The organism is Helicobacter sp. TUL, from assembly GCF_002287135.1.
In the GTDB taxonomy this organism is placed as follows: domain Bacteria; phylum Campylobacterota; class Campylobacteria; order Campylobacterales; family Helicobacteraceae; genus Helicobacter_F.
In genome coordinates, this window is record NZ_NESU01000017.1 from 1 (window position 1) to 20,480 (window position 20,480).

22 protein-coding genes and 2 tRNA genes are annotated in these 20,480 nt (G+C 37.9%); 13 read left to right on the forward strand and 11 right to left on the reverse strand.

Going from position 1 to position 20,480, the window contains the following annotated elements; all coding sequences use genetic code 11:
* The first annotated feature begins 31 nt into the window (after positions 1–31).
* Both B9T66_RS09210 and B9T66_RS09215 read left to right on the forward strand, forming a co-directional pair.
* Positions 32–223 carry a hypothetical protein gene (locus tag B9T66_RS09210; RefSeq protein ID WP_257874654.1) on the forward strand — a complete coding sequence of 64 codons (192 nt, stop codon included), beginning with the start codon at positions 32–34 and terminating at the stop codon, positions 221–223.
* A 98-nt stretch (positions 224–321) separates the two neighbouring features.
* Positions 322–849 carry an outer membrane beta-barrel protein gene (locus B9T66_RS09215; protein ID WP_257874655.1) on the forward strand — a complete coding sequence of 176 codons (528 nt, stop codon included), beginning with the start codon at positions 322–324 and terminating at the stop codon, positions 847–849.
* Between the two features lie 36 nt (positions 850–885).
* Here the strand turns inward: B9T66_RS09215 and B9T66_RS07535 are convergent, their stop codons facing one another.
* Genes B9T66_RS07535 through B9T66_RS07555 form a run of 5 tightly spaced genes read right to left on the reverse strand, consistent with a single transcriptional unit; the run spans position 886 to position 4,959 of the window.
* Positions 886–1,461 (reverse strand): hypothetical protein, encoded by a 576-nt coding sequence (locus B9T66_RS07535; RefSeq protein ID WP_143429119.1) that lies wholly within the window; start codon positions 1,459–1,461, stop codon positions 886–888.
* An 11-nt stretch (positions 1,462–1,472) separates the two neighbouring features.
* Positions 1,473–2,267: a 4-(cytidine 5'-diphospho)-2-C-methyl-D-erythritol kinase gene (locus tag B9T66_RS07540; protein ID WP_095628367.1), complete on the reverse strand. Its 795-nt coding sequence runs from the start codon at positions 2,265–2,267 to the stop codon at positions 1,473–1,475.
* A gap of 1 nt (position 2,268) precedes the next feature.
* Positions 2,269–2,502 (reverse strand): carbon storage regulator, encoded by a 234-nt coding sequence (locus B9T66_RS07545; protein WP_095628368.1) that lies wholly within the window; start codon positions 2,500–2,502, stop codon positions 2,269–2,271.
* A complete protein-coding gene (gene truB, locus B9T66_RS07550; RefSeq protein ID WP_095628369.1) occupies positions 2,486–3,361 on the reverse strand; it encodes a tRNA pseudouridine(55) synthase TruB in 876 nt (291 codons plus the stop codon). The genes B9T66_RS07545 and truB overlap by 17 nt, the downstream gene beginning before the upstream one ends.
* 17 nt (positions 3,362–3,378) lie before the next feature.
* Positions 3,379–4,959 carry a methyl-accepting chemotaxis protein gene (locus B9T66_RS07555; RefSeq protein ID WP_095628370.1) on the reverse strand — a complete coding sequence of 527 codons (1,581 nt, stop codon included), beginning with the start codon at positions 4,957–4,959 and terminating at the stop codon, positions 3,379–3,381.
* A 122-nt stretch (positions 4,960–5,081) separates the two neighbouring features.
* On the opposite strand from B9T66_RS07555, the gene B9T66_RS07560 reads away from it, so the two are divergent.
* Complete coding sequence (locus tag B9T66_RS07560) at positions 5,082–5,468, forward strand: hypothetical protein (RefSeq protein ID WP_095628371.1); 387 nt, start codon at positions 5,082–5,084, stop codon at positions 5,466–5,468.
* 5 nt (positions 5,469–5,473) lie between these two features.
* Here B9T66_RS07560 and B9T66_RS07565 read toward each other — a convergent pair whose 3' ends face one another.
* Complete coding sequence (locus B9T66_RS07565; protein WP_095628372.1) at positions 5,474–5,929, reverse strand: hypothetical protein; 456 nt, start codon at positions 5,927–5,929, stop codon at positions 5,474–5,476.
* Between B9T66_RS07565 and B9T66_RS07570 the strand changes: the two genes are divergently transcribed.
* From B9T66_RS07570 to B9T66_RS07585, 4 genes are all read left to right on the forward strand, one after another.
* Positions 5,912–6,124 carry a hypothetical protein gene (locus tag B9T66_RS07570; RefSeq protein ID WP_143429120.1) on the forward strand — a complete coding sequence of 71 codons (213 nt, stop codon included), beginning with the start codon at positions 5,912–5,914 and terminating at the stop codon, positions 6,122–6,124. The two genes, B9T66_RS07565 and B9T66_RS07570, sit on opposite strands and share 18 nt — an antisense overlap.
* Before the next feature lie 5 nt (positions 6,125–6,129).
* Positions 6,130–7,575, forward strand: a complete 1,446-nt coding sequence (gene nadB / locus B9T66_RS07575; protein ID WP_095628374.1) for an L-aspartate oxidase — start codon at positions 6,130–6,132, stop codon at positions 7,573–7,575.
* Positions 7,576–7,648: 73 nt separating this feature from the next.
* Positions 7,649–7,723 (forward strand) — tRNA-Gln (locus tag B9T66_RS07580).
* Positions 7,724–7,757: 34 nt separating this feature from the next.
* Positions 7,758–7,834 (forward strand) — tRNA-Met (locus B9T66_RS07585).
* A 712-nt stretch (positions 7,835–8,546) separates the two neighbouring features.
* On the opposite strand, the gene acnB is transcribed toward B9T66_RS07585, so the two are convergent.
* The 5 genes from acnB to B9T66_RS07610 all read right to left on the reverse strand — a co-directional run bounded on the left by acnB (position 8,547) and on the right by B9T66_RS07610 (position 15,237).
* Entirely contained in the window at positions 8,547–11,123 is a 2,577-nt protein-coding gene (gene acnB / locus B9T66_RS07590; RefSeq protein WP_095628375.1) for a bifunctional aconitate hydratase 2/2-methylisocitrate dehydratase, read from the reverse strand.
* 238 nt (positions 11,124–11,361) lie between these two features.
* Positions 11,362–11,883 (reverse strand): inorganic diphosphatase, encoded by a 522-nt coding sequence (ppa, locus tag B9T66_RS07595; RefSeq protein ID WP_095628376.1) that lies wholly within the window; start codon positions 11,881–11,883, stop codon positions 11,362–11,364.
* A gap of 36 nt (positions 11,884–11,919) precedes the next feature.
* Complete coding sequence (locus B9T66_RS07600; RefSeq protein WP_095628377.1) at positions 11,920–12,492, reverse strand: adenylate kinase; 573 nt, start codon at positions 12,490–12,492, stop codon at positions 11,920–11,922.
* A gap of 9 nt (positions 12,493–12,501) precedes the next feature.
* A complete protein-coding gene (gene aspS / locus B9T66_RS07605) occupies positions 12,502–14,262 on the reverse strand; it encodes an aspartate--tRNA ligase (RefSeq protein WP_095628378.1) in 1,761 nt (586 codons plus the stop codon).
* A 24-nt stretch (positions 14,263–14,286) separates the two neighbouring features.
* Complete coding sequence (locus B9T66_RS07610) at positions 14,287–15,237, reverse strand: chemotaxis protein (protein WP_095628379.1); 951 nt, start codon at positions 15,235–15,237, stop codon at positions 14,287–14,289.
* 128 nt (positions 15,238–15,365) lie between these two features.
* On the opposite strand from B9T66_RS07610, the gene ligA reads away from it, so the two are divergent.
* The 6 genes from ligA to B9T66_RS07640 all read left to right on the forward strand — a co-directional run bounded on the left by ligA (position 15,366) and on the right by B9T66_RS07640 (position 20,470).
* A complete protein-coding gene (gene ligA / locus B9T66_RS07615) occupies positions 15,366–17,324 on the forward strand; it encodes an NAD-dependent DNA ligase LigA (RefSeq protein ID WP_095628393.1) in 1,959 nt (652 codons plus the stop codon).
* A 260-nt stretch (positions 17,325–17,584) separates the two neighbouring features.
* On the forward strand, positions 17,585–18,244 hold the full coding sequence (locus B9T66_RS07620) for a hypothetical protein (RefSeq protein WP_095628380.1): 660 nt from the start codon (positions 17,585–17,587) through the stop codon (positions 18,242–18,244).
* Entirely contained in the window at positions 18,241–18,672 is a 432-nt protein-coding gene (locus B9T66_RS07625) for a hypothetical protein (protein WP_095628381.1), read from the forward strand. The genes B9T66_RS07620 and B9T66_RS07625 overlap by 4 nt, the downstream gene beginning before the upstream one ends.
* Before the next feature lie 17 nt (positions 18,673–18,689).
* Entirely contained in the window at positions 18,690–19,214 is a 525-nt protein-coding gene (locus B9T66_RS07630; protein WP_095628382.1) for a hypothetical protein, read from the forward strand.
* A complete protein-coding gene (locus B9T66_RS07635) occupies positions 19,168–19,797 on the forward strand; it encodes a hypothetical protein (protein ID WP_143429121.1) in 630 nt (209 codons plus the stop codon). The genes B9T66_RS07630 and B9T66_RS07635 overlap by 47 nt, the downstream gene beginning before the upstream one ends.
* Positions 19,766–20,470 carry a hypothetical protein gene (locus B9T66_RS07640; RefSeq protein ID WP_095628384.1) on the forward strand — a complete coding sequence of 235 codons (705 nt, stop codon included), beginning with the start codon at positions 19,766–19,768 and terminating at the stop codon, positions 20,468–20,470. Before B9T66_RS07635 ends, B9T66_RS07640 begins: the two co-directional genes overlap by 32 nt.
* Positions 20,471–20,480 lie beyond the last annotated feature (10 nt).

A 20,480-nucleotide genomic window follows, 5' to 3' on the forward strand; every position in this document is an offset into this window, starting at 1 on the left:
TATGCAAAAATATACACAACAAGGAGAAAGTATGAAAACAAGAAAATTAGCGTTAAGCATTGTATTGGCAATGCTATTTGGTAGCAGTGCGATTTATGCCGAAAACATAGATCAAGAAATAGCAAAGCTAAAAAAAGAAAATGAGCTTTTAGAATTGCAACAAAAAAATGCAAATCTAAAAAACAATAAAGGCAAAAATGAAAGTGCGCAATCTAGCAATTAGATAAAAGTGGATTCTTAGGATTTTGCAGGGGTGAATATGCAAATACAGGGTGCTTTATTGGTGCGGAAGTGGGCTATGCACCAAGTGTAAAGAATTATTTGTTTGATATTGATACAGGTTCTGCTACACAAAATACCTATGCCCTACCTATCAATCTTATACTAGGATGGCAAGTATATAGCGCAAAAAATTGGGGTTGGAATTTTAAAGCATTTTTTGGATATGCAGGATATAGTAGTGATGTAACAACACCAGATAATTCTGCTACACTAAAATTTAGCTCTTCAGCCTTGCATTATGGTATAGAAGCCTCTTATCTTTATGATTTTATCGTAAGCCAACAACACACATTTGGTATGAATGTCGGTATAGGCTATGAGTTTGGGACATTTATAGGACAAAAACTTGACACAGAATCACTAGATTCTTATACTAAAACAAGCTCTATCTCAAGTATTGGTGTGCATTATTTCCTAAATGTCAAACATCAATTTTGGCTTACTTATAAATACAAAAGTGGCTATAATGTAGGTGATGGCGGAAATCAAAATGTAAATGGAGCACAACTCAAATACTCCACAACACCAAACAATGTCCTAACATTTGCTTACGCATATAAATTCTAAATCCTTATCCCCCTTAAAATTGGGGGATCTAATCCTTTACCATTCCTCGCCTATACCTAACACAATACATTTATCAAAGCGTGGCAGCACACACAAAAGATATATCAAATGATCCACGCCAAGCTCTTGTAAATCAGTAAAATACCGACCATCTACGCTAAAATACCGATCTTTTTCATCAGAAAGTTGGAATTTTCCTCCTATGCCTACGCCCCCAAATTCACTATATTTGAGAAAAGCACTAATATATACACGACTCATCACAAGTGCGCCTTGAAATTTGGATTTTTGGGATTGGGAGAGGGAGTCATAGGTTTTGTGATCTATGAGGATTCTACCACGAAAGCGCGCATATTGACCTTTGGTAGAATTAAGATTGAGGGCTTCATAGAATTTTTCTAGCGATGGGATATATTTGTCCAAAAAATATGCGCCATCTTTTGGGTTTGCATATGGTGAGCGCGAATTACGTCCCCTCTCATCGCTTTCTCCATATTCATACTCTTGCAAGATTTTGGGCGGAGTGATGTTAAGGCTTGATTGTTCTTGTGGATATGCTAGTATTTTTAATGTGCAAAATGCTATAACACACGCATATCGCCACCAATTCATTGTAACTTGCATTAGAGTTTTGGTCTAAAAAAGCTACTACCGCTTCCGCTAAAAAACCAACCACTGCCAAGATCTTTGCGCAGAGATTCTAATTCTGGAGCCACATAGCACGCACTCATATAGAGATCATTAAGCTCTTGTAATGTATGGGATTGTAGGATTTGCGTGCTTTTTGTGTTGAGCCATTGAGTTGGCAAAGGACTAAAGTTAGTAGTATGCGTGGCGTAGGCTTTATATACTGCTGGTGTGGAGCATAGAATCTGGGGCGTAAAGATTTCAAATTCTGGGAGAGTTTCTTCAAAGGCTATGACTTCCTCGCCTATGCCACCGACATTGGCACTCTCATAGCGGTGTAAAAAAAATGCTACATCAGCCCCACATCGTTGCGCAATATACGCATAATCTTGTGTATCTAAAGATATATGATAGAGATTGCAGACACCATGCACAAAGCTTGCGGCATTTGCACTGCCACCGCCTAAACCCGCACCTTCTGGTATGCGTTTTTGCACACAGACTTTTAGAGATTCTATACAAGCTACTAAGTGAGAATCTTTGTATTTGTTTTGCGCAAGTTCTTTGATAGCGCATTTTGCTTTGTAGATTGTATTAGATTCTAGTTTGCACCCAAACTCTCCCTCTAGCACAAAGCCTGTGGAGCTGGATTCTATACTTATGGTATCAAAAAGCGCACCTTTTGCTAAGACAAAGCGTGATGAGAGGAGGTGGAATCCGTCGCTTCGCCTACCGATGATTTTGAGAAAAATATTGAGTTTTGGGTAACTCTTGAGGATAAGGGGTTGCATATTATTTCTTTTTGATAGTGCCTACCTTGGGTAAAGTGAGATCTTTTGCAGTGTGGATAGATGCTTGTTGGTTTTGCATAGCGATAGCATCTTTGAGTTCAGAACGCAAGATAAGCATATTTGAGGGAGCTTTGAATCCTAGTCGCACACTGCCTTTGTCAATGGAGATGATTTTTATTTCTATGTCATCGCCTATCATTACGCCATCATCTTGTTTTCTAGAGAGTATCAGCATATGGAATCCTATTATAAAGGTATCGCACCTCTTTGTTAGCTAAAACTTCAATTATAGAAAAAAAATCCTCAAAATAAGTTTTATATACACCACTTTTTGTGTTTTGTAAAGAGAATTTTGCGCCATTGGCGATAAGATGTTTGTATGCCGATAAGTCAATATTTTCGTAGGGTAGGGTATTTTGGGAATCTATAATGAAACAAGGATAGCGTATCGTATGAAATGTGAGATAAAAAAGAGATGTCGTGGGAGCGTGCAAACTTATAGCGCCTTCAGAGATTCTATGCAAGGCGCTAAGCGCACCATTGACACCAAGGCGATGTGCTATCATCTCGCCTATAGATCGCACATAACCACCCTTTGAGATACATACTTCAAAGCTTAAAAATGGGTGATTATATGCACATAGTGTGATGTCATAAACTTGCATTGTGCTTGTTTGTAACGCAAATTCTATGCCCTCACGCGCGAGTTTGTAGGCACGCGTCCCATTGATATGCTTCGCGCTAAAGCGTGGAGGCGTGTAGGATACCTCGCCTTTTAGTGAATCTAGCACTTCCATAATCTGTGTAACCTCAAAAGGAGCGATTGCACACACAGAATCTATACTATCTCTATCAAGACTTGGTGCGTGTGCGCCAAGCCATAATGTCGCCCTGTATCGTTTGGGATTTAACTCCAAAAATGGCAAAAGGCGTGTATGATGTCCAAAACCTACAACCAAAAGCCCGCTTGCAAATGGATCAAGCGTGCCACTATAACCTGCCTTTTTTTCGCCTATGTGAGTTTTTAGGTGGGTTAAAAAGTGATTGGAGCTAATGTTTGTAGGTTTGTATGCAGCAAGTAAAAGATTTTTCATACCTAGCAATACCTAAACTATATTTGTTTGAGGTATTGCGCACTTTGTGTGATAAGGCTGTGTATGTGTTGGTAAGATTGTATCATATGTTGTATTTGTGATGAGAGATTGAGCGTAGTAGTATTTTGTGTGCTTACGCTTTGTGTGATGACTTGGAGTGCATCTTGAATGTTTTTGAGATTTTGCTTAGAATCCTCGCTTTTTTGGATAAGCGTTTCAAATGTGTGTGTGCTTTCTTGTGCATTGTGGCAAATCTCATCGATACTACCAGCCAAGAGATTGATATTAACTTCAATATCTTTGAGGCTTTTTTGGGTAGATTCTGCTAGTTTTCGCACCTCATCAGCTACCACGGCAAATCCTCTTCCGTGCTCACCGGCTCGTGCTGCTTCAATGGCGGCATTTAATGCCAAAAGATTTGTTCTATTTGCGATGTCATCAATAAATTGCAAGATGTCTTTGATTTGCACGACACTTCCATTAAGATCCGTGAGTTTTGCACTAAGGGCATTTTGCGCTTCAATACTCTCACTTAGTTTTTCAAAGAGTGTAGAAAAGCTTTCACTAGCGTTTTGAAATTGCTCTTGCTCTTTGGCGATTTGTTCTTGGGATTGTGTGGTTTGCTCCATAGAATCTGTGATCATTTGGAGAATATCACCGCTAGATTCTAGGCTTTTAGAAGCATTTTGCTCTAGTGAATCTATTTGACTTTTTAGCGTGTTTAGTGTTTGGCTAGGGAGTTGAGATTTGTTAGTATCGCTTTGGGTGGATTGCGTGTGGTGTGTGGTGTGTGTATGTAGGGTTTGTATGCTTTTTTTGAGTGGTTCAAAAATCCCTATATCGTGTGTGTCTAGTGTGTTGCTTTGTGTCGTAGTGGGGTTAGAAATATCATCAATGAGAGTAGAAAAGCCTTGCCAATCGTGCTTTAAGCGCGTAAATGAAGTAAAGATTTTTATAAGAAACACAAAAAGTATAATACACACAATTAAAGCTATGGCAGCAAGGGTGATAAAGAGAGTTTGTGTGTTGGTAAATATATTTTTTATCGACGAAGAATCTGCAGAGCTTGTAAGATTCCAATCTTTTATGATGTCCATAATAGTTGTATTTGCTTTTTGAAATAAAAGATGGGAGATTTGTTGCAAAATTTCTTGAATCTGTGTGGCAAATTCTGTGTTAGATTCTATCTCTAGTGCTTTATTAAGGCGTTGGTAGTAGGGCTGTAAGTCTTGTGTGTTTTTGACAAAGCTCTCATTCCAGCTCTTTAGCATAGCAATAATAAGCGCCCTATTTTGTGAATCTTGAGGGGTTGTAAGTAGATTGCTAAGGCGCACATATACTTGCCCTATAAAGTCAAATTGTTCTAATAAATCTTGATTGACTAGCAATGGATCACTAAGGTTTTGTGTGTGTTTTTGGGAGATTGTGGCACGATAGGCATTGGTAGCAAAAAATATACAAAGCCCCAAAAGTGCGACAAAGCACACACTCACGAGAATGAGATTGCCTTTTAGCGAGTAGGGCAGTGTAAAGTTGGCGTTGTCTTTGTGTGATGAGAGAGAATCTTGTGAAGTGTGTGCTATCGTGTTGTGATCCATATCAAGCCTTTTTTGAGATATTTTGCAGAAAGTCTAGCAAATTATGTGCCATTATCATAAGCGCCTCATTATGTAGAATGCACTATAATACCACAAGATGAATTTTGAGATAAGGTGTGTGTATGAAATATCTATGGATTTTGGGGTTTGTGCTAGGAAGCGTGTATTTAGGAGCTAGTGAGATTACCAAAAAAATGCAAGATATGGAATACAGCATAAATGTCATGCAAAAAGGCTTTTTTTATAATGATAGGGCACAAATTGCTACAGAGCTTAAGCAGTTCAAACAAACCTATGGCGAATTTAAAAAATATAATATTTATGATTATCTCAATAGTTCGCAAAATATGGAAGAAAACATCGTGTTAAACACGCTTAAACGAGATGAGGAGAATATCCAAGCTCTCCAAGATGCATTGCAAAATAATCAGATTCTTAAAGCCGCAGAGATTCACGCAGAGATTTTGCACTCTTGCACGGTGTGTCATGCTATCACAAGAGGTTGGTAACTTTATCACTCTTGGGTAGGTTGGTTGCGCAAAATTGCAAGGCGAAGTTTTTCAAAAAGTGCGTGAATTTCTGGATTGGTGGAATGATTGATAAATATGCCTTTTGAATGCTCGCTAAAATAGCGTTTAATCTCTGTTGTGGGGATTGGTTTTGGGGCTAAGATGTGGCGTGGGACATATGCTTTTGCTTCACTAAGTTTGCTTAGAGTTGGAAATTTTTGTGGATATTGCCTTAAAGTCTGTATTATCTGCTCGCGTGTATAATTAAACTCTTGGCAAAACGCTGGGTGCTTGGCAGCAAAAAAAAGTGTTTGGTTTTTGACAAAAATAAAGAGAATCTGCTCTTGCAAATACGGCGTAAGATACGCAGCCTTAAAGAGATTAATTTCATCTTTTATGAGGAGTTTTGCAAACTCTGGCTGTGCTTTAAGAAGGGAGATAATATGCTTAGAATCTTTCATAGCGTAATGATAGCATATTTTTTGTTGATCGCGTGTGGTATGGTTGTAGGTTGTGGCTATAAGGCTAAGCCCTATTATGAGCGCGATGAGGATACCAAGATGCAAAATGTCAATACAGATTCACAAGAGGTAATGCAATCTCAAGGTGTGCATAGCATACACCCTACAAGCCTTAGCGAAGATAGTGGAGATTAGGATTTATGGAAAGATTACATTATGATGTCGTGATTGTGGGGGCTGGAGTAGCTGGATTATATTGTGCGCGTCATTTGCCAAAAAATTTGCGTGTGCTTTTGCTATGTAAAAATCAGTCGTGGGAATGCAATACCTTTTATGCGCAAGGCGGAATTACGATTGCGCGAGATCAGGCAGATATACCACTCCATGTCAAAGACACAATCCTTGCAGGATCACAACTCAATGATGTAAAAAGCGTAGAGAGACTAAGCACAGAAAGCCTAGAAATATTACAAGAATTATTAAATGATGGATTTGGGCTTGATAGAGATGAAAAGGGAGCACTAAGCTATACCAAAGAAGGTGGGCATTCTATCGCGCGTATCGTGCATTCTGGAGGTGATGGCACAGGACGCAATCTACATACATTTTTGATGCATTCTTTGGGGCATACACTTTGGAAAAGCGCTCGTGTTATTGATTTGCTACTAGAAGATGATAGGTGCTATGGTGTCAGTGTGCAAACCAAAAAGGGATTAGTGCATATTTATAGTGATCATGTTGTGCTAGCAAGTGGTGGTGTTGGGGGGCTTTTTAAATACCATACAAACGCGCATACAATCGGTGGTGATGTGCATGGAATTATTCTTGAGCATGGGTTAAAGTTGGCGCATATGGAGATGTTGCAATTTCACCCAAGTGTGTATGTGCAAACCAAAACCGCGCGTAAATATCTCATCAGTGAAGCAGTGCGAGGGGAGGGCGGCAAAGTCATAGATTCTAATGGAAAGCGGTTTTTATTTGAATATGATCCTAGAGGAGAATTAGCGCCTAGAGACATTGTGGCAAGGGCAATTGTTGATTATTGTCAAAAGTATAATCAAGAGGCATTTTTGGATTTGAGAGCATTTAGTAAGCAATCCTTTGCCCAGCGCTTTCCTAATATTTATCGTGAGCTTAGTGCGTGCAAACTTGATATACCAAATGATCTCGTGCCTATTTCTCCAGCATTTCATTATTGTATGGGTGGAATCTTGTGTGATGATACAACAAGAGTGCAGGGCATGACAAACCTCTATGCCATAGGGGAGTGTGCGTATAATGGTGTGCATGGGGCTAATCGCCTTGCGTCAAATTCGCTTTTGGAGGGTCTTGTATTTGGAAAAATTGCAGCACGCGAGATTCTTAATGCTATGTATGCAAGCCCAATGCGGTATTTTCCTTTTGATGAAAGTGTCTTGGAAAAAGAGGGAGATGCACATTTGCGAGATGTGTTGCGTAAAATTATGTGGGAAAAGGTAGGAATTGTGCGCTCAAAAGATAAACTCAATGCAGCACTTGGTGGGATTGAAGCGTTGTTAGAATCTAACATAGGGCGTATGTTAAAACTACGCCTACTTGTGGCACAAAATATCGTGCAATCAGCTTTAGCGCGAGAAAAAAGCTTGGGTGCGCATTATATCGTGTAAATTTTCGCATATACCTTGACTTTTTGGAAGTAAATCACTATAATACGCACTTTTAGTTTCTAAATCTCAATAGTGGGGTATCGCCAAGCGGTAAGGCACCTGGTTTTGGTCCAGGCATTCAGAGGTTCGAATCCTTTTACCCCAGCCATATTCCTTTTTCTTTCAAGTATTTTTTCTTATGTCGCGGGGTAGAGCAGTCCGGTAGCTCGTTGGGCTCATAACCCAAAGGTCGGGGGTTCAAATCCCTCCTCCGCAACCAATCCAATAATCATAGACTTTGTTGTTGTATGTTCTTTAGGTGAGGTGAGTGTAGTAGTTTTTATCTTTGTAGATTCTCTTAAACCCATTACAATAAGTATTGTAACGCTTTATTTTTGTTTTTTACATATTCCATTTATTCTAAATTCCAAGATTCTAAAAGTATCTCATTTTTAACGATGTTTTAGGATTCTTTGATTGCAAGTGTGCATAATTATGCTTACAAGGTCGTGGTAGTTGGTATATGTGTTACAGATAGACTTTGGATTCATAAATAACATAATGATGTATTGTCATTTTTATAGTGAATATAGCGGCAAGATTCTTATATTATTTCAAAAGCTTTCATCATTGTTGTAAGTTTGATTGTTTGCATGCCTTTATAATCCATTTATTACTAGATTCAATCAATTAGCCAAAATATATATTTTTATACTATTTTAATGCTGTATTGCATTAATATATTTATGAAAACTATAATTTTCAATCTTTTTTATATCTAAACTCCCCTATGTTTATGCACACAATAATCTTTATGATAATTTATCAATAAATTTGGAATCTTAGGAAAGCGCTGGATACAAATTCCACCCAATACTTATGGACATACGGTTATAGCAGTTTATGAGAAAAATACACCGTGCAAAAATGAGAAAGATTATAAGAAGAAAGACATATAAGCAATGGGCTTTAAAGCTCATTGCTTATTGAAACTAGAGGCTGAAGTCTTCGATTTTATCGAAGTTTAGGTATGTATAGACATTGTTTTCTTTGCCTTTAAGTTTAGCAGGAACAAGATTTAGATACTCCTCCACACTTGGCAATCTTCCTAATATCGCACATACACCACCAAGCTCTGCACTACCGAGATATACTTGCGCTCCTTTACCCATACGATTATCAAAGTTACGCGTTGATGTAGAGAATACTACTGCATTGTCTCTTACGCGGGCTTGGTTACCCATACACAAGCTACAACCTGGCACTTCCATTCTCGCACCTGCTGCACCAAATAAAGAGAAATACCCTTCTTGATTGAGCTCTTTTTCATCCATTTTTGTTGGAGGTGCAATCCAAATTTGTGTTTTAGATTGTCCTTCATTTTTAACAATCTCACCAAAGGCACGGAAATGCCCAATATTCGTCATACAGCTACCAATAAAGACTTCATTGATGGTTTTTGGACGTTTAGGATCTGCAAGGATTTCACTAAGTGTTGCCACATCATCAGGGTCATTTGGACAAGCTAAAATCGGCTCTTTAATCTCTGCAAGGTCAATCTCAATCACTGCCGCGTATTCTGCGTCACTATCAGGCTCCAAAAGCACAGGATTATTAATCCATTCTTGCATTTTTTGTGCGCGTCTGCGTAGAGTTTCGGCATTTTGATACCCATCTTTAATCATAGCTTCAATGAGCGCGATATTTGAGTGCAAATACTCAATGATAGGCTCTTTATTGAGGCGCACACTACAAGCTGCCGCACTTCTTTCTGCACTTGCATCACTAAGCTCAAAAGCTTGTTCAACTTTGAGATCCCCTAACCCTTCGATTTCTAGGATTCTACCGCTAAAGATATTTTTCTTGCCTTTTTTCTCCACGGTCAAAAGTCCTTGCTTGATTGCATAGTAAGGAATTGCATTAACCAAATCCCGCAATGTGATACCTGGATTTAGTTTGCCTTTAAATCGCACAAGCACAGATTCTGGCATATCAAGAGGCATTGTGCCTGTAACCGCTGCAAATGCTACAAGCCCACTTCCTGCTGGGAAAGAGATACCAATTGGGAAACGTGTGTGTGAATCCCCACCTGTGCCAAGTGTATCTGGCAAACAGAATCTATTAAGCCAAGAGTGAATAACACCATCTCGAGGACGCAAGGCTACCCCACCTTTTGATGACATAAATTCTGGCAATGTCGCATGCAAGCTCACATCTGATGGTTTTGGGTAAGCAGCAGTATGGCAGAAGCTTTGCATTACAAAATCCGCACCAAAGCTAATAGCCGCAAGTTCTTTAATTTCATCGCGTGTCATCGCACCTGTGGTGTCTTGGCTACCAACGGTTGTAGTTTTTGGCTCGCAATATGTGCCAGGTCTTATACCCTCTACTCCACACGCACGACCAACGATTTTTTGTGCGAGAGAGAATCCACAAGATTTTTGCGCTGGTTGCTTAGGAGTTTTGAATACATCACTTGGAGGAAGTTTAAGGAAATCTCGTGCTTTTGCTGTGAGATTGCGTCCAATGATAAGCGAGATTCTACCACCTGCACGGACTTCATCGCTAATAGTAAGTGGGCTTAATGTAAATGTTGCAACAACACTACCATTTTTGATGATTTCGCCTTTTTGTGTGTGAATCTCAATAATATCACCTTCATTAAGTGCGCTCACATCAACGACTATAGGTAGTGCTCCAGAATCTTCACAAGTATTAAAGAATATAGGTGCAATCACGCCACCCAAAACTAAACCGCCACCTTTTTTGTTAGGAATGTATGGAATCTCCTTGCCAAAGTGCCATATGATAGAGTTACAAGCAGATTTTCTAGAGCTACCAGTCCCTACTACATCGCCTACATATACTACTTGTGCGTCATTTTTGCTTGCTACATCTTTGATATTTTGAATGCGTTGCTCAAAGTTTTCTATCCGCGCTTTTAGCATAGCTTTTGCGTGCAATGGAATATCACTTCGCGTAAAAGCATCACTTGCTGGACTTAAATCATCGGTATTTGTCTCGCCATCGACTTTGAATACACAGGCTTTGATGACTTCTGGTAATGCAGGTCTTTGCAAAAACCATTCAGCATTTGCCCAAGATTCTAAAACCTCTTTAGCTAAAGGATTATTTGCACTAAGTTTTGCGATGTCCTCAAAGCTATTATATACAAGTAATGTATGTTTGAGGGCGTTAGCGCATTCTTTAGCAAGTGTAGTATCCGCTAATGATAGCCCTTCAATAAGTGGTTTGACATTATATCCACCTAGCATAGTCCCAAGATATTTGATCGCTTCTAGTGGCGTGAAAACTTGTTCTTTACCACTTTTAAGAATCTCTGCAAAAAATTCTGCTTTGAGTTTTGCTGCGTCATCAACACCCGGATTTACTCTATGGATTAATAGCTCTTTTGCAAATGCTTTTTGTTCAGCACTAGCATTTGAGCTTTTGCAAATATCTATTGCGCATTGTGTTTGTTTGACATTAAGCGGCAATGGAGGTATGCCCTGCTCCTCACGCTCGGCTTTGAGTTTGTTATATTCTTCTATGAATTGTGCGAAATCCATCTTTCTCTCCTTATGTAAAATCCTTGAAGCTCTTTGAAAGCTCCTTACATTATAAAGCAAAGAAGTTAATTATAGAATCTAAAGAGATTCTAAACACATCAAGAAAGACAAAATTTATAAGAAAATGTAAATTATGAGAGTATAGCTAGTGTATTGTGTATGCTAGAAATGCGTGAGATTCTCTCATACAGGCTTTTGCAAGTCATTATGAGAGAGTAGCAAAAAGTTAAAAAACTTGTTACTTTTTGTAATTATCAATAGAAGTTTGGAGGATGCGTTGTGCTTCTTGTTTGTCTTTAAAGTCTTTGACTTTCACCCATTTGTTTGGCTCAAGTGTTTTGTAAGTTTCAAAGAAATTTTTTATTCTATCAAGTGTGATTTTTGGTAAATCCTCTAGGGTTTTGATATTGTCATAGCGTGGATCGATTTTAGAAACAGGCACACTAATGAGCTTTTCATCAACTCCACTCTCATCTTCCATAATTAAAACCCCAATAAGTCGCGCCTTAATCACACTTCCTGCTTGTAGTGGATATTCGTTAAGAACCAATACATCAGCTGGATCACCATCATCGCTAAGTGTATTTGGCACAAAACCATAATTTGCTGGATAAAACATCGCGCCATACATCACGCGATCTACCACAACCGCGCCACTTTCTTTATCCACTTCGTATTTGATATTTGATCCATAGGGAATCTCAATAACAACATTGATAGCATCAGGATTAGAACCTATAGCGATTTTTTCTATATTCATTTTTGCTCCTTTAGTAGTGTTTTTGGAATTTGGAAACTAGAGTTGTTGCAAAATAAAGCTTTGCATATCAGCAACAATTTCTTCTATAGTGCGCTCACCATTGATTTTATGCAAAAGATTCTTGTTGCTATAAAAACTCTCAATTTCTTGCAAAGGTGTGAGATAGACTTTCATTCTGTTGTTAAAAACCTCGACATTATCATCAGCACCTCGTGCGCGTCCTAGCACTCTATCACGCGCTACTTCTTCGCTAACCTCGACTTCTATCACGCTTTTTAGCACTACATCACTCTGCCCTTGTAGTTGTGAATCTAGAGCTTCCATTTGCTCTACACTGCGTGGATAGCCATCAATGATAATCACATCTTTTGGGGCATTTTTTATCGCACCAACAATCGTGCTTACCACAATTTCAAGCGGAACTAAGTTCCCTTTGCTTACAAAACTATCGATAAGTTTGCCTTGCTCACTACCGCTAGCTACTTCTGCACGCAATAAGTCGCCAGTGGAATAATGCACAATCTTTTGAGCATTATTTTGTGCGATGATTTGAGCATCGGTGGTTTTACCACTGCCTGGTGCTCCAATGATAAGAAACAATGTTTTCATAAAATCTCCTTAGTGTTTTGGGTTACGCAATCGTATATGTAGCTCACGCAATTGCTCCTCGCTTGCTTCGCTTGGTGCATTTGTGAGCAAACATGTCGCTTTTTGTGTTTTAGGGAATGCGATGACATCACGCAAAGAAGCACTATGGGTAAGTAGCATAATAAGTCTATCAAATCCCATAGCAAATCCTCCGTGTGGTGGCGCACCATAGCTTAGCGCCTCTAGCAAAAACCCAAAGCGTTCTTTGGCTTGTTCTTGAGAAATATTAAGGATTTCAAAAACCTTGCTTTGTATAGAATCTTTGTGGATTCTGATACTTCCTCCACCTAATTCCACTCCATTAAGCACAATATCATATGCGATAGATTGGATAGATTCTATATCACCAGATTCTATACCCTGCTCTAAATTTTTTGGCATTGTGAATGGGTGATGTAGCGCCGATACGCTTCCATCATCATTGATTTCAAACATAGGAAAATCCACCACCCACAAAAACTCAAGCTTTTGTGAATCTATAAGTCCCATATCTTGAGCAACTTTAAGTCGCAAACGCCCCATATAATCCCATACGATTTTCTTTGCTCCTGCGCCAAAAAACACTACATCGCCTACTTCTGCACCAACACGTTGTAAAAGTGCTTCAAGATCTGAAGCAGAAAGGAATTTTGCCAATGGTCCTTTTATTTCGCCCTCTTTGACTTGCAGATATGCCAAGCCTTTTGCACCAAATTTACGCACAAATTCCTCTGCTTCACCCAAAGTTTTTCGTGTAAAAAATGTATCACCACCTTTGACACATAATGCCTTAAATCTATTGGCTTTTGAATCTTTGGCGATAGATGCAAAAATTTCATTGCTACAAGTTACAAACAAATCGCTCACTTCCACAAGTGGCATAGCAAAGCGCAAGTCCGGTTTATCACTCCCATATGTTTCCATAGCATCTTGCCAAGTCATTCTCTTAAATGGCGTTGCAATTTCTTTGCCACACGCGCGGAAAATATCTACAAGAAGATTTTGCGCTACTTGCATGACATCTTCTTGATCACAAAAACTCATTTCTACATCGATTTGTGTAAATTCAGGTTGTCTATCTGCGCGCAAGTCCTCATCTCTAAAGCATTTAGCGATTTGAAAATACCTATCAAATCCACCAACCATCAAGAGTTGCTTAAATATCTGTGGGCTTTGAGGCAAGGCAAAAAATTGCCCATCATGGACGCGTGAAGGCACAAGATAATCTCTCGCACCCTCTGGTGTTGAGGCAGTAAGAATAGGAGTTTCTACCTCTAAGAAATCCATTTTTTGTAATGAATTTCTTACAGCAATAGCGACATCAGATCGGATTTTAAAAATCTCGTATGCTTTTTTTGCACGCAAATCCAAGTATCGATATTTTAGGCGCAAATCCTCGCCAACATTTTCGCTTCCTATGTCAATAGGTGGTGTGAGGGATTTATTTTCAATGATGAGTTCATCAAGCACGATTTCAACAAAGCCAGTTTTAAGCTTTGGATTTTCTAGCCCCTCTCCTCTAGCACGCACTTTCCCCTTAGCGATAAGGACAAATTCATCACGCACACTTGATGCAATATCATATGCTTGAGAGCTAGGATCGCACACAAGTTGCACAATCCCGCTTTTATCGCGTAAATCAAGAAATACAATTCCTCCATGATCACGATAACTATTGCACCATCCGCATACACGCACCTCTTGCCCAATATGTTCTTTGGCAATATCTGCACACAAATGAGTTCTATACATAAGTTTATTTCCTTAAGAATAAGTTTAGCTTTTAAGAAGTCGTTTGAGAGCTTGTTCTATCTCAATAGGATTAGATTTTGTGATAAACGCATCGGCTTTGAGTGCTTCTGCCATTTGTCTATTGGAATCCGAACTCATAGAAGAATTGATAATCACAGGGATATGCGCAGTTTCAGGATTTTCTTTGACGCGTTTTAACACTTCAAATCCCGAAATAACAGGCATTTCTATATCCGTGATGATCGCCCCTACCATTTTTACCACACCAGCATTATTGAGATAATCTAATAAGCCTTTACCATTTGGGAATGTAAAATATTGTAATTCAAGCTTTTCTATGACATGTTGGAGATTCTTTGCCGCAGGTTTAGAATCCTCTGCCAAAAGCACTATGCGATTACTCATAATAGGTCCTATGCTCTCCAAATCAAGCTCATTTATAGAACCTTGCATAGGGAATGCATCAACCACCATTCTTTCTACATCGAGGATTTGCACCACTTCGCCATTATCATATTTGGTCGTAGCTGTAACTTTAGAATTTCCATCAATACCATATTCACTTCCCATATTGACTTCATTCCAGCTCTTTTGAATGATACGCTTCACATTGCGAATCTTAAGTCCCACCGTGTAATTTGAAAAATCACAAATCACCACAAGGCACCTATCGGTTTGCACGGAATATTGTGTGAGATCTTTATAAGGATCGGAAGGATTGTAGTGAATCCAGCGCCGCATATCTACAAGTGGAATTGTTTCATCGCGCACGGTGAGAAATCCTAGTAAAACTCCGGTATTATCTCCCTCTGTTTCTGTGATGAGATCATTATAGTAAATAATCTCACGAACCTTAAAGACATTCATCGCATAGAGTTGTGTCAATCCCTCTTGCTCCTCTTCCAAAGTGAAACATAAAAACTGCGCCTCATTCTTGAGGTGTAAAGTCGTGGTTTTGTCAATATTTTCTATCAAGACAATCTCCCTAAGCGTATTTATCCAGCATATAAATCTTTAAGAAAAGAAGCGTGAAATCGTGTATAATTCTACCAAAAATAGCTTAAAAATCACAAAAAGGACTTATCTTGCAGAGTTTAGATTCTATAGATTCCAAAAATTATCATCAAGCTATTGATACACTCAATAAAATGGCTCATCATTATTATGTTTTAGATTCTCCTATCGCAAGTGATGCGGAGTATGACACGCTATATCATAAACTCAAAGCCTATGAGGACGCTAATCCAGATTCTATATCTCCAAACTCACCAACACAACGCGTGGGCGATGTCCCATTAAGTGAGTTTAGCAAAAATATGCACCTTAAGCGTATGTGGAGTCTTGATGACATTTTTGCTGATGATGAGCTAGGAGAGTGGCTACACAGAATCCACAAAAGCAATCCACACGCTACCTTTACATGTTCGCCAAAATTTGATGGAGCTTCGCTTAATCTCTTGTATGAAAATGGTTTGTTACAAAGTGCTACTACTCGTGGCAACGGAATAGAGGGTGAGCTTGTAACACAAAATGCAAAAACGATATTTTCTATCCCACTCCAAATCCCTTATAAAGAACAAATAGAAATCCGCGGAGAAGTGCTAATCGCCAAAGATGACTTTGAATCTCTCAATGCCCAAAGACTTGCAGAGAATCTTCCACTTTTTGCAAACCCACGCAATGCCGCCGCAGGCAGTCTAAGACAACTAGATTCTAAGATTACAGCTAAGCGTCCTTTGCGTTTTATGCCATGGGGTGTGGGTGCTATCCACACGCAACCAAAAAGTTTTTATGACACTCTTAAATCCTTAGAATCTTTTGGCTTTACGCCTATGCCATTTTTGGAGCATTGCACAGACAAAGCAGGTATCATACATGCCTATCAAACTCTCTTAAATCTCCGCGAATCCTACCCGCTTATGCTTGATGGTATGGTTATAATGATTGATGAATTTGAGATTCAAGAGCAGCTTGGTTGGACAATCAAATCTCCGCGTTTTGCGTGTGCATATAAGTTTCCAGCAGTAGAAAAAACTTCTATTGTAAAAGACATTGTGTTTCAAGTCGGACGCACAGGCGTTATCACACCTGTAGCAGAGCTAGAGCCTGTGGAAATTGAGGGTGCGATGATTGCTCGTGCCACACTTCACAATTTTAGTGAAATTGCCAAAAAGGATATTCGTATCGGTGATAGAGTGGTAATAATCCGTAGCGGTGATGTGATACCAAAAATTATTTCCTCCATTCATTCATTACGCGATGGCTCACAAACCAAAGTAACCCCCCCTACTCTTTGCCCAGAATGTGGGGAAGAATTATTAATCGAAGAAATCCTTATCAAATGCCAAAATCTTAATTGTCCCGCACGCGTTAAAGAATCTATCGTGCATTTTGCGTCAAAAAAAGCGTTAAATATCGATGGCTTGGGAGAAAAAATCATATATGAGCTTTTTGATAAGGGCTTGATATGCGGGATTTTAGATCTCTATACACTCAAAGAAGAAGATTTACTCGCGCTTCCTGGTTGGAAACAAAAACGCGCTCAAAACCTTTTGCAGAGCATTCATAATACTTATGGTATAGATCTTTGGCGATTGGTGAATGCGTTTGGAATCGAGCATATTGGCGAGGGTGCGAGCAAAAAACTTGCCAAACATTTTGGGCTTGGCGTTTTTGGTATCGATGAGACAGAAATCTTGCAAATAGATGGTTTTGGTGAAGAGATGGCAAAATCATTATGTGAATTTAATCACGCTAATGCGGAGCTTATAGCTACAATGTTGCAAATCATAAAGCCTAAGGTGCCGGATGTGAATTTTGCCAAAGATTCTATGTTTGCTAATAAAAGTGTGGTTATTACAGGCACACTTTCTGCCCCAAGAGAGCATTTTGTGGAAATTTTGGAGAGTTTGGGTGCTAGGATAAGTTCATCGGTGAGTAGCAAAACAGATTTTTTGTTATGCGGAGAAAATGCTGGTAGCAAACTCACAAAAGCACAGAATCTCGGTATAAAAATCCTTAGTGAAAAAGATTTGAGGGCGTATATGGATTCTTTGCAGTGAGTGTAAGTATCGTTGGTTTATTATGAAGATTCTCTAAAGCCTTATTTAGTCATTGTGCAATCTCATATACAAAGGAAAGCACATAATGCAATATATTAATACACTAAGGCATTGATGATATTGAAAAACATTAAATGGCGAAGTTGTCTTTTATAAATCTCAAAATAAGCAAATTCCCCTAGATTCTAGTAACGATGAGTTACTACAAAGATTAAGAGAGTGGATACTGATAAGACAATATTGCAAGATAGAGGAACGCAATGACAAGACGAGATTTTTTTAAGACAATGGCTTGTGTGGGCTTGATAAACAGTGTGCCAAGTTATGCTGTATTTCCATTACCAGATGATACCTTTAAGGATAAGGAATTGCGAAAGCGAGTCATCAAAAAGGATATATTGTCATTTGTTAAAGAAGTAGATTCTTATATTGCAAACGATTCGCATATTAAAAAAATACATAATGCCAAAGATTCTAAAGAAATAGTGTATCACAATGATGATTCTACTATTCCTCTTAATGAGTGGCATACTATTACACGCACTATTTATTATAATAAAACCTTACGAGAAATCTATGCAATGAAACAAGCCGAGTATATTGCCTATCGTGATGATCCGCTTACCATAGCTCAAATGATATATCCAGCAAAAATGCCCACAAAAGATTATTTTCCTTTTATAGAGTTTGATATTGACACAAAGATACCTCTATTACTTACTGAAGAAGAAAAACAAAGATATAAAGAAGATTTAGAAGCTTTTTCAAGTCTAACAATAGATGAATACTTATGGACTTATTGTATTCTTTGGCTTGATTCACACCGAATGTATATTACTATGTATTACTATGATTATTATTTCAAGCAAGTGGGTAAAGATTTGCATTTTATTAAGATAATAGACCATAGCACAGTGTGAGTGAACTACAATTCTTTAAAAGAAATAATCAAAAACACAGAGGTGAACAAATAGAAATTAATCTCATAGAACACCAATGGCATAATTACGATAAACAAATCATGGTCTTTGCTTTTAGTCCTAAGGATATACTACAAAATGAGAGTGGAGAAGAAGTGTTAAAGAAGCCTACATATAAAATCATTACAAGAGGTTTTCGATACGATATGCTAAAAAGAGTGTTTAATAGTATTAATTATGCGATATTAGAAACCACGCCCACCACACAAGCACAAAGAAATCAATACGATGAAGTAAATACTAAAGTGCAAAAACTAAAAGATATGGTAAGTGAGCTTAATAGACTCCATACTAATAATGAACCTATGTTTGTGCATTATAGGTTGGATACTACTTTGAGATTAAATCATTTTTTGGGCAGGTTTTAGTGGAATGTGGAAATACATTGAATCTAAAAGAACACTTAAATTACTCTGTTGAATCTTTATTGGGAGATAATAGATTTACGCAACAACAAGCTAGGGAATATGGCTATCTAAGGAATAATGGAGTTTATATTCAAAGAGCTAATGAAATTCAAATTGGCAACACTAAGTATAATGGCAGATATGGAAATATTCAAAATAGTAATGACGGCTATAACTTTAAAGGCAGAGGTTTATTGCATCTAACCTTTAGAAACAACTATCAAAATTTCACAACAAGAGCTAGAGAATGGGAGTGGATAGACAATGCAATAGACTTTGAAGTAAATCCAGACCTACTCTTTGAAAATGGTGGTTATGCTATAATGAGTGCGGCGTATTTTTGGAGGCAGAATAACTGCTTTGTAAATGCCAATACTGATACTAGGGCTAGTGTAGATTCTGTAACAAGAATCATCAATCGATATACCGATAGCTATCAAGCAAGGTGGAATCAATATGAAAGGATACGAGATGATAGGATATTTGATGAGGATTGGTTGTAGTATTACATTGTGTTGCATGTATCTCCATGCACAAAATATTGAGGATAAGAATGATGTTATAATTAATTCACTAAGAAATATGTATATTAAAAACTTGCCATACCCTAATGTGTTGATAGATTCTTATAATATGGACTTTGAGAACAAGCAGTATTTTGTCGCAACTATGCAAAATTACATTAAAGATTATCTGGGAAATATAGCCTTATGTTTTAATTGTGTTAAGGTTTTTGATAATCTAGCACCAATGCAAGAATTTTGTTTCAATGGAGATTATATAATAAAAATAGAACATAAAATACCATTTTTCACTATAGAAACATATAAACAAGACAGAATAGGTAATATCACCAATACTTATCTAACCTTTAGGCTTATAGGCGATAGATTCTATCTACATCAATATAGCAAGGAATTTGAACATATCGATGATGACCAAGAAATCACAAACAACACTCAAATCTACTATCGCCAACCACGAGATGACCCAAAGAAAGAAAAACTTATCCCTTTAGATTCTATAAATGATGAGTTATTGCAAGGGTTAAAAAATGTTACAAGCACAAAGAAATCAATACAATGAAGTAAATACTAAAGTGCAAAAACTAAAAGATATGGTAAGTGAGCTTAATAGACTCCATGCTAATAATGAACCTATGTTTGTGCATTATAGGCTAGATACTAGAGCAAGAATAGAGCATTTCTTTGCACAAGCTAGAGCAGAATGTGGAAATACATTAGTGTTGGAGGAGAATATTACTAGAGAAAATGCAAATAGAAATTACAATGCAAATAGGTGGCTAAATAATAGACCCAACACAGATGATGGCTATAACTTTAGAGGGAGAGGATTATTGCATTTAACCTTTAGAGATAACTATCATGCTTGCACAAGATATTTGCACAATCAAGGTTGGCTAAGTAGTGATATAGATTTTGAGGCACAGCCACAGCTAGTTACAGATTCTGGAGTGTATGCTTTGCTTAGTGCGGTGTATTATTGGAATGATAGAAAATGCTATCCCAATGCCAAAAAACATCAAGAAGTTTTAATATTTAAAGGAAAGCATCTCTATGAGATCATAGATGATGAAGCTAATGGTAATATAATAATCACAAAAGAAAATGTAAATACTACAAAAAGTGTTTTAGCAATTAGTCTTACCATAAATGGTGGCACAAATGGCTTAGATGATAGAACTAAGCAACATGCAAGAATTAAATCTCAAAATATCTTTAAGGATTTTGAAACATAAGGAGCAAATA